Raw genomic sequence first — 13458 nt, 5'->3', positions numbered from 1 at the left:
TAATCGGTTAAAAATCAGTATATTTAAAAGTAAAATTTAAGATTATGGCAATTAAAAGTTTTCAAGGAAAGAGGACGAATACTCCTCAAGAAGAGAATGTACCAATTTTGGTATCTGATTATATGACCAAAAAATTAATAACATTTAGAGAAGAACAACCTATTGAGGACGCAATAGATATACTTATTAAACATAAAATATCTGGTGGACCTGTTGTTAATGAAAAAAATGAATTAATAGGAATTATTTCTGAAGGTGATTGTATAAAACAAATATCAGAAAATAGGTATTATAACTCAACAATTGGTAAGAGTAACACGGTTGGAAAAGCGATGGTTAGAGAAGTTGAGACAATTGATGGAAATATGAATATTTTAGATGCTGCTAATAAATTTTTAAAATCACGTAGAAGACGTTTCCCAATAGTTCAAAATGGTAAGTTAGCAGGACAAATCAGTCAAAAAGATGTACTCATTGCAGCCATGAAGTTAAAAGGGAATACGTGGAAATAGTTAATCTTGTTTTACCAATAAATAAATTTCGATGTCTAGCTCTAAATATCCTTGGTCATACACATAAAAATAGGTGCTACCTGCTTTTGTGGTGTAGAAAGACGTGATGAATTTAAAGTCAAAACCTCTATCAAATAACTTACGACGAGTTACTTTAGTTTTACCAGAAGTATTTAACTCAGAAAGAATTTTATAATTCTTTCGTAAGCGGTTGTTGGTATTTCTAATTAGGTTTTTACTCTCTTTGTTAACTTTGTTATTATATGCATTTCTACAATAATCAGAACAAAATTTTTTGTCAACTCTACCAATAACCTTATCTCCACACTCCAAACATTTTTTATTGTTCATAATCTGATTTTTTAAGTTCGTACCAGTTTACATCAATTCCCTTATAATCAAATTCATTTATAAAGTGTAGCCCTATTTTTTGTAGAATTTTGTTAGAACCAATGTTTTCTACATCGGCAGCACCATAAATAAAATCATAATTCATTTTTTTAAAACCAAAATCTAAACAAGCAAAAGCAGATTCTGAAGCATAACCTTTGCCCCAAAAGCGTGGAATTAAACGATAACCAATATCAATAAAATTAGTAAAACCGTTTAAGGTCTCTTTTTCTCCTTGATTAAGCTTTAATCCAGACCAACCAATAAAGTCACCAGAAGCTTTTTCTATACAAGCAAACCTACCAATACCCCTTTCTTTATACTGTTCTTGTATAAAAGCGATACTGTCCTCGGCTTGTTTGTGCGTCGTAATAGGATTGTTCCCCAAATATTTATGAACCTCTGGATTTGAATCTAATTCAAACATACCTTCCAAATCACTTTCTTGGAATTCTCTTAAAATTAGACGTTCGGTTTCTAAATAAAATTTCATGCTATAGGAGTTTAAAATCAAAGATATTAAAAATAATTAAACGATTACATTCATTTACAAACGAAAACAAATGATTACTAACCGTTTTTAATTTGCATACTGTTTCATCTTTGCAGTGTCAATTCGATTGAATGACAAAGTCTTAACTGTTTAACAATAAAAATAAATATTATGAACGCACTAAAAAACAGAGTACAGTTAATTGGAAACTTAGGAAATACCCCAGAAATCATCACTTTAGAAAGTGGGAAAAAACTTGCAAAGTTTTCCATTGCAACTAATGAAACGTATAAAAATGCTCAAGGCGAAAAGGTAACTGATACACAATGGCACAATGTAGTTGCTTGGAATAAAACAGCAGAAATTATTGAAAAATATTTAGAAAAAGGAAAAGAAGTTATGATAGAAGGTAAGTTAACTTCTCGCTCTTTTGACGATAATGAAGGCAATAAACGTTATATAACAGAAGTAATTTGTAACGAATTACTAATGTTAGGAAACAAATAAGTGGGGATTTAGCTAAGAAAAAGATTTGAAAAAGAACGAGTTAATGTGTTAACTCGTTTTTTTTAATAATTATTTTCTATATGTTAAAATTTTTATAAATTCGCGCCACCAAACTTTTAACCTCAAACTAATTACTAGATAACTAAATTATACGTATATGAAAAATAATTTCTTTCTAGTAGTATTTTTATTTTACTTCTTTAATTCTTTTGCTCAGCAGGAAGTATGTGAATCTCCTGATGAGTCTGTATTAGATGTTAATAGTATAACAAAATGTACTATTGAGCCTGTAAAAAATTCAAAGAAAAAAGCAGATAGACAAATTAAAGTTAAAATATCTGCAAGTAAGAGGTATCTTAAGAAGAGAGTTGTCAAGAAAAAAGCAGCTCAAGCCTTAAGTTCAGTTAGTACTTTGAATGTTAACGATGTTTCAGCTTCTGAAGAGGTTAAGATAGAAAAAGTAAAAGAAGTTAAGGAAGAAATAGGTTATAAAGATAACTTAACAAGAATTACTGAGAAACTATCAAAAGAAGAACTATCAAAAGCAAAAAAGCTTTACTATGTAGAAAAAGTACCCTCTTTTGATAAATGTAAAAACTCAAAGAAAAAAGAAAGGCTTGATTGTTTTAACTTAGAAATGGTTAAGCATATTAATAAACATTTCCGTTATCCAGGAGAAGCAGTAAGAAATCATATTGAAGGAGAAGTATGGATTCGATTTGTGATAGACCGAGATGGTTATGTAACTAATATTAAAACTTTAGGTCCTGACGGAGGGGAAATCCTTAATGAAGAAGCTAGAAGAGTAGTATCTAAGCTACCACGCTTTGAGCCAGGTAAAAATAAAGGAAAACGAGTGCCTGTAAAGTATGGTTTTCCAATTAACTTTTCACTAGAAGAATAAAAATCAATTAAATTTAAAATGTTAAAAAAACAATTAGTAATGATTGTTTTTACCTTAGCTGCTATAACAAGTTATGCGCAGGTAAAAATATCAGGTTCTGTATACGATGAATATTTAGAGCCGTTTTACAATGCAAAAATTTCAAGTGGTGATAACTTTGCCGTTTCGGACGAGGAAGGAAATTTTACAATCGTTTTATCAAGCAATACGTTACCTCAAACATTAACAGTTTCTGCTTTTGGTTTTAAAACAGAAGAGGTATCGGTTATATCTTTTGAAAAAAGGGTAAACGTAGTTCTAAAAGAAAACTTGTTATTAGATCAAGTAATTATTTCTGCTTCAAGAGTTCCTGAAAGAATCATAGAATCTCCAGTAACAGTTGAAAGATTAGGTCTGGCTGATATAAGAAAGAACACTTCTAACTCTTTTTACGATGGGTTAACTAATTTAAAAGGAATTAATTCTAGAGAAGGTAGTTATGGTTTTAAATCAATAAATACTAGAGGGTTTGCTGATTTTGCTAACACACGTTTTGTGCAAATGATTGACGGAATGGATACAGCAGCACAAGCATTGAGTTATAGTACAGGGAATTTTTCTGGAGTTTCTGAACTGGATATCCAAAGTGTTGAAATTTTACCAGGAGCATCTTCTGCATTATATGGAGCCAATGCCTATAATGGTATCATGCTTATGAATACCAAAAACCCTTTTAATCATACAGGAATAACGACGATGTTTAAAAGTGGTTACACAAGTCAAGAGGCTGGAGGAAACAATCCTTTTTATGATGTTGCAGTAAGAATGGGATATAAGTTTAACGAGGTTTTTGCCGCAAAAGTTAACTTTTCATACTATGAAGCTGAAGAATGGCATGCTAATGATTTAAGAAATAAAGAAATTGATACCAATGAATTAATAGACGGGACAATAAACTCAACTGTTAATTATAATGGGGTTAATACTTATGGAGATGAGAGTTACCGTGACTTAAACTTCTATGACAGTGATAATATAGCTTGGGGTACACTTTTAAGAAGAACAGGGTATACAGAAGCTGAGCTTGTTAGAAATAATTTTAAATCTAAAAATGCTAGATTTTCTGGGTCTTTATATTTTAGACCTTTTAAAGATGAATCATTAGAGATTCAACTTACCTCAAGATTATCATTACGAGATAACCTTTTTCAAGGAACAAGTAGGTTAGTTCAACGTGATTACTTTATTGGACAACATAAATTAGAAGTAAAAGGTAATGATTTTTATATAAGAGGTTATTATACGAGTAATGATTCTGGGAATTCTTATGATTTAACAAGAACAGGAAATGCTTTAAATGATGCAGTTAAATCAATGGGAGTTTATACTGATGAGTTTTACGATCAGAGATATGTACAAGGAAAGTCATTAGAAGAAGCAAGAGCATATGTAGATAGGGATAGATTAATGCCAAATACTAGTGGGTTTAATAGAGAGTTTAACAGAATAACAGGAACATTGATATCTGATGGAGGAAGTAAACTTTACGAGAAAAGTTCTTATACCCATTTAGATGGTAACTATAATTTTAAAAGATTGTTAAACGATTGGGCAGATGTACAAATTGGAGCTTCTTACCGTGAATATAACCCAAACTCTAAAGGAACTTTATTTAATGATAAAGAAGAAAAAGTTAGTATAGAGGAGTATGGAATTTATACACAAATTCAAAAAAAGCTTTTTGAAGAAAGATTAAAGTTGACAGGGTCTATTCGTTATGATGAATCAGATAATTTTGAAGGGAATTACTCTCCTAGATTAGCTGTAAATTATGCGTTGGGAGAAGAGAAGAATCATGTGTTAAGAGCATCATACCAAACAGGTTTCCGTAACCCAAGTATACAAGAACAATATATGTTTTTTGATTCTCAAGTAAAAACTAATGTAGGAGCAATAGGAGATAATTTAAGTCGTATTTCTTATCCAGATAGTTTCTTTATAAGATGGGATGATCAACAAAACCAATACGTTTACGATACTAGAACAGTAACAGGAGAGGAGATTCTAGAAAACTCATTATTAACCAGAAGTGTTTATTATGATGAAGCTACATATAATGGAGACACCTATATAGAATCTCAATATGATGAGTTAGTACCAGAAGTAGTAAAAACAATTGAGTTAGGATATAGAAGTATGTTTCGTTTAAATAACGAAACAAATGTAGATGTAGATATAAATGCTTTTTACAGTACACATGATAATTTTGTGTTTTTACAAGACGTAACAGTACCTAATGCAGGTAAAGTATACCCTTATGGAAATAGAAAAGCAACGGAAGCTGAGTTAGAAGAACCACAAAACAAGTATGGATTTATTAGAGATGGTGTAGTTATACTAGATGAGGAAGCTAATCAGGCTTTTAGTTCAGGATTAGTAAGAGATTTCACAATAACAACAAATGCAAACTCACAAGTAGAATCATACGGTTTTGGTTTTGGAATGCATACAAAATTATTTAGCAATTTTGATTTTGGTCTTAACTATAACTTTATTGATTTTACATATGAGGATAAAGATTATGGTTTATTTGAGCCTAACTTTAATACACCAAAGCATACTGTAAAGGCTCAGTTTGGTAACGAAAACCTTTTTAATAATTTTGGTTTTGGAGTAAGTGCAAGATGGCAAGACAAATATAGATGGGTTTCAAATTTTGTAAAAGGAGATGTTGCTGAAAGAACAGTAATAGATGCTCAATTAAATTATAGAATTCCATCAATTAAATCTAGAATTAAAGTTGGAGGAACAAACTTATTTGGAAAAGACTATTATGTTGCACCTGGATCAGGAAAAGTAGGACAACTATACTATATATCTTGGGTAATTAATAACTAAGAAGTTATTCATATAAAACAAAAGCGAGCTAATAATTAATTAGCTCGCTTTTGTTATTTAATAATTCATACTTAATTGAATACGCTTCCTTGTAACATCAACCTCTAATACTTTAACTTGTACATGTTGATGCAAGCTTACATGCTCATTAACATCTTGTACGAATGTATTAGCAAGATTAGAAACATGTACTAAACCACTTTCTTTAATTCCAATATCAACAAAACAACCAAAATTGGTAATATTATTTACAATTCCGGGTAGTAGCATACCTGTACGTACATCATCAATCGTTTTAATATGTTCGTTAAAGCTAAAAGCTTTGGCTTTTTCTCGAGGGTCTAATCCTGGTTTTTCCAATTCTTTTACAATATCTTGGAGGGTAGGTAGTCCGTAAGAATCAGTTACGTATTGTTGTAATTTAATTTGTTTTAATACAGAAGAGTTTCCAATTAAATCATCCACTTTTTTACCTACATCTTTTGCTATTTGTTTTACTAAATTATAGCGTTCTGGGTGTACAGCTGAATCATCTAAAGGATTGTCTCCATTCTTAATTCGCAAAAATCCTGCAGATTGCTCAAAGGCTTTTCCGCCTAAACGAGGGACTTTCTTTACCGCTGTTCTATTGGTAAATGCCCCATTTTCGTTTCTATAATTCACAATATTTTCGGCTAACTTTGGACCAATTCCAGAAACATAACTCAGCAACGAGGCACTAGCAGTATTAATATTAACGCCTACTTTGTTTACACAGTGTTCTACTACAGTATCTAACGATTTTTTTAGTTGTGTTTGATCTACATCGTGTTGATATTGTCCAACTCCGATTGATTTTGCTTCAATCTTTACCAATTCAGCTAAAGGGTCAGCTAATCGACGTCCGATTGATACTGCACCACGAACCGTTACATCATAATTAGGAAATTCATCTCGTGCAATTTTTGAAGCAGAATAAATAGATGCTCCTGCTTCGCTTACTATAAATACTTCTACAGGGTTTTTAAAATACACACGTTTTACTAATTGCTCAGTCTCTCTAGAAGCAGTACCGTTACCAATCGCAATAGCTTCAATTTTATATGCATCAGCCAATGAGCTAAGTTTGTTCATTGCTTCTTTTGATTGATGCTGAGGTGCATGTGGAAAAATAGTTTCATTATGTAATAAATCTCCTTGTTCATTTAAACAAACTATTTTACATCCCGTTCTAAACCCCGGGTCGATAGCTAAAATTCGTTTCTCACCCAAAGGAGAACCTAATAGTAATTGTTGTAGGTTTTTAGCAAATACTTTAATGGCATTTTCATCTGCTTTTTCTTTGGCAATGGATAAAGCTTCGTTTGAAAGTGCAGGGAATAACAAACGTTTGTATGCATCAGAAATAGCCAGTTCAATTTGTTCAGCACATTCGTTATGTGAACGAATAATTCTGTCTTCCATTTTTTGAAGTGCTCGTTCGTCATCTATACTAATTTTGACGCGAATAATACCTTCTTTTTCTGCTCGTAAAATAGCTAATAATCGATGAGAGGGAATTCGACTTAGGTTTTCTTCCCAATCGAAGTAATCTTTAAATTTTTGTGCTGCTTCGTCTTCTTTTTTAGTTTTAACAACTTTAGTCGCAATCGTAGCAAAACGTTCTAATTGATAACGAATGTTATTTCTAATATCAGTTCGCTCATTAATCCATTCTGCAATAATATGGCGAGCACCCTCTAAAGCATCATCAACATGTTCTACTTCGTTTGAAAGGTATTTTGAAGCGGTAAATTCTAAATCGTTTACTCGCTGACTCATAATCATCTTCGCCAACGGTTCTAATCCATTTTTACGAGCCGTTTCTGCTTTGGTTTTACGTTTCTTTTTATACGGAAGATAAATATCTTCCAAAGTGGTTAAATCTTCGGTTTTTTCAATTTTAGCCATCAACTCATCGGTCAAGGCATCTTGTTCTTCAATAGCTTTTAAAATTGCTGCTTTTCGTTTTTCTAAGGCTTCAAATTGTTCTTTGAATTGTACAATTTGACCAATTTCAACTTCATCTAAATTTCCCGTTTTTTCTTTTCGGTAACGAGCAATAAAAGGAATGGTGCAATCTTTATTTAATAGTTCAATAGTACTTTGAATAGCGGTTGAAGAAAGGTTGGTATGAGAACCTATAAAGGATAGTAAATTCATAAAATAAAACAAATATAAATTTTTATTCGGGGGTATACAATCTATATGTTTTTAGACTATCTTTCGCGGTTAGTCTAATTGTAAATTTATTAATGCAAACAACTGTAAATGAATTGCATAAGCGACAGTATGAACGATTGATTACTGGCTTAATTTCCAACGATTTTGGAGTTTGTGATGATTTTTTTTCTGCTGATTTGATAGCAGGACTTCGGAATAATTTAATGAAACATTATGAAGAAGGAACCATGTATAGAGCGGGTATTGGAAAAGACTCCGATTATACAAAAGACAAAGAGATAAGACGGGATGTTATTTGTTGGATAAACGAAAAAACTGAAGATGATTTAGAAAAAAAGTTTATCCAAAAAATGAGTGAGTTTTCCGATTATTTGAACAAAACGTGTTATTCGAGTATCAATGCTTTTGAGTTTCATTATGCGTATTACGATATCGGTAGTTTTTACAAACGTCATATAGACCAATTCCAAACCGATAATGGAAGATTATTTTCATTCGTCATGTATTTAAATGACGAGTGGAATACTGATGACGGAGGAGAGTTAGTACTGTATACTAAAGAAAAGACAGAAACCATTTTACCAATTGGAGGAAGGGTTGCTTTTTTTAAGAGTGATGTAACCGAGCATGAGGTAAAAGTAGCGTTGACAAGACCTCGCTTAAGTATCGTAGGTTGGTTAAAGAATGTGTAAACTAAAAACCTCGCAATTTGCGAGGTTTTAAATATAGTAAAAGGTTAATTTATTTTGTGAATTTTCTTAAGTGATATGTTTTGTCACTAGGGGTATAATCACTTCTGATATAAAAATCTTTATATTTAAAAATAGTGTAACCAATATCACTTTTTTTAAGAGTGCTTTTTATTTTTTGACAAGTCTCTCTGTCTTATTTATTAGAATCAATATTTAATATTTTTTTAGCTACAATATATTTTCCATCTTGGGTAATCCCTTCTATAAAAAGAAGGATGTTTGTATTAGCAGGGTTGTGTATTTTAAAACTTAAATTTCCTTCATTGTCTAACATAACATTAGGAATCCAGTCTATTACACCATATTCTTTGTAAAAAGAAGTGTTGTAAGTCGTGTATTTAGGAGTGTAAAACTTTTTGTTACTTGAAAAGGTTAATGGAAAATCAAACTTCCTATTATTGTCAATTTTTCTTTTTATGTTTGAAGTTTTTCGAGTGTAAATTTTTAAAACTCCATTAGATCCACGCATGCCCTCACCAAATCCATGTCGATTTGCAACCAGATAATCTATGTCATCCATACTGAAATGATGTAAGAAGTCAAGATTTGACTGAATCACATCGTCTAAGTAAACGGTTGGAGGAGCGGAGCTGAAAGATGATTTTCCTGAACTTTTACTTAAAATAAATTGCCCCATATATTCAGTAACTGTAAAACCCATTACATATGAAGTGATATAGTTAGATAATCTTAAATTAAACCTTCTATGAGAGTCATCTATTAAATAAATATCACCCCAATTTTTAGATTGAATCTTATCGATTCTTTGTTGCTTTAAATTTACATTAATAATGGCTTCGTCTAGGTTTTGATATTCATCAAGATTAGAGTATGAAAAAGGGTTAGTCTTAAACTCATAAGAATAATAACCGTTTTTGGGAGGTAAAGATGTTTTTAAATAGTTATTAATTAAAGGAATTTTATTAGGAGAAAATTGAACATATAAATTAGGTTTAATTAGTTTTCCCTTTTTATTTAATACACTTAATTTTAAAGATTCTTCTTCTAATGGATACAAGCCGTCTTCAACAAAATATTTTTTATTTTCTTCGATATTTATAATACTTGGATTATTAAGCTTTAATGGAGAAATAAAAAATTCAGAGTTATTAATATTGTTTTTATTTACTTTAATGGTAATACCATTTTCAAAAGCAAATCGACTTGAAGTGTTGTTTTCAAAAATAGAGTTCCAATTATAACTACTCCAACCTTGGGTGAGGAGTAAATTGTCTAAATGATATTTCTTTTTTCTATTAATATTAGTGAAATAATACCCCGCATTTTCTACATATCCTTTAACATATGGTTGTAGGTGTGTATAAGAAATTATATTATGGTTTTTTTGATAAGATTTAGTTTCTTTTGGTAGTATAGATACACTAAGATGCATATTGTTTTTAAGGCTGTTCGAAAGTTGAGAAAAAGGAATGTCAACTTGCAAAGAATCTTCTTTTTTTAAAAGTTTAGCTTCCTCTAAACGTAATGTTTCAATACCTTTATAATTGAAAAAAAGACGTTCTAAAATAGGATTGTTGTTCTCGTCAAAAAGAGTAAAAATATTTATTCCAGGAAGTAAGTTTTTTTGATCAATTATTTTAATAAAACCAGTTTTGTTAAATTTAACTAGACCTTCTTTTATAATATCTCCATTATGTATAATTAATTTAAAAGGTTTGTTTTTGATGTTTTTTAATGTTTCTTGATTTGTATTTAATTCTACAAAAACTTTGTTGTTTACTTGGCTTAGTTTAATCGAAACCCCTTTGCTTTTAGTTCCTGTAATAATGTACTTATATTCTTTATCTAAATGAGTAATTTTAACTATGTAATTTTGTTTCGTCTTTGGAAGTAAAGAAAAACTACAAATACCTACAGAATTTGTTTTAAAAGAGGTAATAGAGGTGTTGTGGGAATCGTATACTTCGCCTACAACATTCGGAATTCCATATCCGTTATTATTCTTTATAGTAACTCCTACTTTGGTTTTTATATTATTAACAAAGTGACCTCCTTCGGGTAAAAATTGGACATCTATTGAGTTGGAAAGAATACTTCTTTTTAAGTAAGTTTTTTTTTCTGGATCTATAACTTTGAAAGATTCAATAAAAGCATTGGGCTCATCAAAGTTTTTCATCCAGTTTGTGTATGCTTTAAAAGTATATTTTCCACTAGAAAAAAGACTATCGATTTCAAACGAGTTATATGCAATTCCTCGATTAACTTTAATTAATTTACTCTTAATAATTTGGTTGTTTTCATCTGTAATAACACAATACAAGTTTTTAGTTAAGAGTGAAGGTGTTTTTTTAGCTTTATCGACTATATAACTACAAAATCCTAAAGTTTCTCCTTTTATGTAGGTAGATTTATTAAGTTGAGAATAGGCTAGTTCTCTATACTCAGAAGCATAGTTTTGAAAATTATTGATTATTAAATTGCTTTTTTGTTTTTGTGCAAAGGAGGAGGTTTTAATAAAAAGGAGATTAATAAATAAAAATAATTTAAAGATTTTGATTAGCTTTTTTTTGTAGAATAGGACTTCAGTTTTCATGTAATTTTTTTAGCAATGAATTCAGGATTCCTCAAAAATGATGCCTTAAATTAAGTTTGTTATAAGATAAAATTGAATTTAATTAAGCTGTAGCTTTAAAGTGCTTTATAATAGATAGTAAGGAGGTGAATTTTTTTTAACAAAGATATAAACTAAAAAACCTCGCAATATTATTGCGAGGTTGCGAATATAATAAATGTTTTATTTAAGCAATAAACTCTCCGTTATTCACCTTTTCAGAAGGCTGTACAAACGCTAATTTACCATCAGGAGTATCAGTCATTAAAATCATTCCTTGGCTTTCTACACCACGTAATTTTCTTGGAGCTAAATTACATAGTACAGATACTTGCTGACCTATGATATCTTCCGGTTTAAAGCTTTCAGCAATTCCAGAAACAATAGTACGTGTGTCAATGCCTACATCTACGGTAAGTTTTAGTAGTTTTTTTGTTTTAGCTACTTTTTCAGCAGCAACAATAGTTCCTACTCTAATATCCATTTTGGTGAAATCATCAAACTGAATAGTCTCTTTTTGAGGTTCTACTACTTTGTTAGCTGCTTCGTTTGCTTTCTTGGTAGCTTCTAGCTTATCTAATTGTGCTTGAATAGTTTTATCTTCAATTTTAGAAAATAGTAATTCAGCTTTATTAATTTGATGATCTGATGGTAATAAAATGTCTTTTTCAGCAACATCATTCCAAGAAAGATTGTTATCAATATTTAAAATTGACTTTAATTTACTTGAGGTAAACGGTAAAAAAGGTTCTGATACTACTGCTAAACCTGCTGCGATTTGTAAGGCAATATTCATAATGGTTTTGGTTCGCTCTTCATCTTCTTTAATTACTTTCCAAGGCTCTTCATCAGCTAAATATTTATTACCCAAACGAGCTAAATTCATCATTTCTTGAGAAGCTTCTCTAAAACGATAACGTTCTATAGATTTAGCAATTATATCAGGGAACTGTTTTAATTGCTCTAAAGTGTCTTTGTCAATTTCTGAGAATTCCCCTGTAGGTGGTACCTGCCCGTTGTAGTATTTGTTTGTTAATACTACCACACGGTTAATAAAATTCCCCAAAATAGCAACTAGCTCGTTATTGTTTTTTGCTTGAAAATCTTTCCAAGTAAAATCGTTGTCTTTATTTTCAGGAGCATTGGCTGTTAAGGTATAACGCAATACATCTTGCTGATTAGGAAACTCTTCTAAATATTCATGTAACCAAACCGCCCAGTTTTTAGAAGTCGATAGCTTATTTCCTTCTAAATTTAAGAACTCATTTGCTGGTACATTATCTGGTAGAATAAAGTCGCCATGCGCCTTTAGCATTGCAGGGAAAATAATACAGTGAAATACAATATTATCTTTACCAATAAAGTGGACTAATTTAGTGTCGTCTTTTTTCCAATAATCTTCCCAGTTTTTACCTTCTCGTTCTGCCCATTCTTTAGTAGAAGAGATGTAACCAATAGGAGCATCAAACCAAACATATAATACTTTTCCGTCAGCACCTTCAACTGGCACAGGAATTCCCCAATCTAAATCACGGGTTACCGCACGAGGACGTAAGCCGTCATCAATCCAAGATTTACATTGTCCTAATACATTTGGTTTCCAATCATTTTTATGACTTTCTAGTATCCATTCACGTAAAAAAGCTTCGTGTTTATCTAATGGTAAAAACCAGTGTTTAGTTTCTTTTAAGGTAGGAACATTTCCTGTAATGGCTGATTTAGGGTTAATTAAATCAGTAGCATTATGACTTGTACCACATTTTTCACATTGGTCTCCATAACTTTCTTCGTTTCCACATTTAGGGCATGTACCAATCACAAAACGATCTGCTAAAAACTGATTTGCCTCTTCGTCATATAGTTGTTGGGTAACTTCTTCAGTAAACTCACCATCATTGTATAACTTCGTGAAGAAATCAGAAGCCGTTTTATGATGAATTTCAGCTGAAGTACGAGAATAGTTATCGAAAGAAATACCGAAATCTTCAAATGATTTTTTGATGATTCCGTTATACTTATCAATAATATCTTGCGGAGTAACACCTTCTTTTTTAGCACGCATGGGTATTGCAACTCCGTGTTCATCAGAACCACAAATATAGGCTACGTCTTTTCCTTTTTGACGCAGGTAACGTGCATAAATATCTCCAGGAACATATACACCTGCTAAATGTCCAATATGAATTGGTCCATTTGTATAAGGTAATGCTGCTGTAATTGTATATCTTTTTGGTGTACTCATGTTTTTT

The 13458-nt window shown here is 31.0% G+C and carries 10 protein-coding genes; 5 read left to right on the top strand and 5 right to left on the bottom strand.

Annotation, left to right across the window (positions count from 1 at the left end):
• The first annotated feature begins 44 nt into the window (after nucleotides 1-44).
• Nucleotides 45-512, top strand: a complete 468-nt coding sequence (locus ACTPNM_RS00475) for a CBS domain-containing protein (RefSeq protein WP_440120162.1) — start codon at nucleotides 45-47, stop codon at nucleotides 510-512.
• On the opposite strand, the gene ACTPNM_RS00470 is transcribed toward ACTPNM_RS00475, so the two are convergent.
• Complete coding sequence (locus ACTPNM_RS00470) at nucleotides 513-863, bottom strand: hypothetical protein (RefSeq protein ID WP_440120161.1); 351 nt, start codon at nucleotides 861-863, stop codon at nucleotides 513-515.
• Nucleotides 853-1395 carry a GNAT family N-acetyltransferase gene (locus ACTPNM_RS00465; protein WP_440120160.1) on the bottom strand — a complete coding sequence of 181 codons (543 nt, stop codon included), beginning with the start codon at nucleotides 1393-1395 and terminating at the stop codon, nucleotides 853-855. Before ACTPNM_RS00465 ends, ACTPNM_RS00470 begins: the two co-directional genes overlap by 11 nt.
• Nucleotides 1396-1566: 171 nt before the next feature.
• Here ACTPNM_RS00465 and ACTPNM_RS00460 point away from each other — a divergent pair, with 171 nt between their 5' ends.
• The 3 genes from ACTPNM_RS00460 to ACTPNM_RS00450 all read left to right on the top strand — a co-directional run bounded on the left by ACTPNM_RS00460 (nucleotide 1567) and on the right by ACTPNM_RS00450 (nucleotide 5683).
• A complete protein-coding gene (locus ACTPNM_RS00460; RefSeq protein ID WP_440120159.1) occupies nucleotides 1567-1902 on the top strand; it encodes a single-stranded DNA-binding protein in 336 nt (111 codons plus the stop codon).
• A 157-nt stretch (nucleotides 1903-2059) separates the two neighbouring features.
• Nucleotides 2060-2806: an energy transducer TonB gene (locus ACTPNM_RS00455; RefSeq protein ID WP_440120158.1), complete on the top strand. Its 747-nt coding sequence runs from the start codon at nucleotides 2060-2062 to the stop codon at nucleotides 2804-2806.
• Nucleotides 2807-2824: 18 nt separating this feature from the next.
• Complete coding sequence (locus tag ACTPNM_RS00450; protein WP_440120157.1) at nucleotides 2825-5683, top strand: TonB-dependent receptor domain-containing protein; 2859 nt, start codon at nucleotides 2825-2827, stop codon at nucleotides 5681-5683.
• A 57-nt stretch (nucleotides 5684-5740) separates the two neighbouring features.
• Here ACTPNM_RS00450 and ACTPNM_RS00445 read toward each other — a convergent pair whose 3' ends face one another.
• Nucleotides 5741-7864, bottom strand: coding sequence for a Tex family protein (locus tag ACTPNM_RS00445; RefSeq protein ID WP_440120156.1), 2124 nt, complete (start codon nucleotides 7862-7864; stop codon nucleotides 5741-5743).
• A 92-nt stretch (nucleotides 7865-7956) separates the two neighbouring features.
• Here ACTPNM_RS00445 and ACTPNM_RS00440 point away from each other — a divergent pair, with 92 nt between their 5' ends.
• Nucleotides 7957-8577, top strand: a complete 621-nt coding sequence (locus tag ACTPNM_RS00440; RefSeq protein WP_440120155.1) for a 2OG-Fe(II) oxygenase — start codon at nucleotides 7957-7959, stop codon at nucleotides 8575-8577.
• Nucleotides 8578-8770: 193 nt separating this feature from the next.
• On the opposite strand, the gene ACTPNM_RS00435 is transcribed toward ACTPNM_RS00440, so the two are convergent.
• Both ACTPNM_RS00435 and metG read right to left on the bottom strand, forming a co-directional pair.
• Nucleotides 8771-11191, bottom strand: coding sequence for a hypothetical protein (locus tag ACTPNM_RS00435; protein ID WP_440120154.1), 2421 nt, complete (start codon nucleotides 11189-11191; stop codon nucleotides 8771-8773).
• 205 nt (nucleotides 11192-11396) lie between these two features.
• Entirely contained in the window at nucleotides 11397-13451 is a 2055-nt protein-coding gene (metG, locus tag ACTPNM_RS00430; RefSeq protein ID WP_440120153.1) for a methionine--tRNA ligase, read from the bottom strand.
• Nucleotides 13452-13458 lie beyond the last annotated feature (7 nt).

Origin of the sequence: Tenacibaculum sp. Ill (assembly GCF_051938915.1) — a bacterium.
Classification (GTDB): Bacteria; Bacteroidota; Bacteroidia; order Flavobacteriales; family Flavobacteriaceae; genus Polaribacter; species Polaribacter larymnensis.
This window is presented reverse-complemented; position numbering and strand designations above follow the sequence as displayed.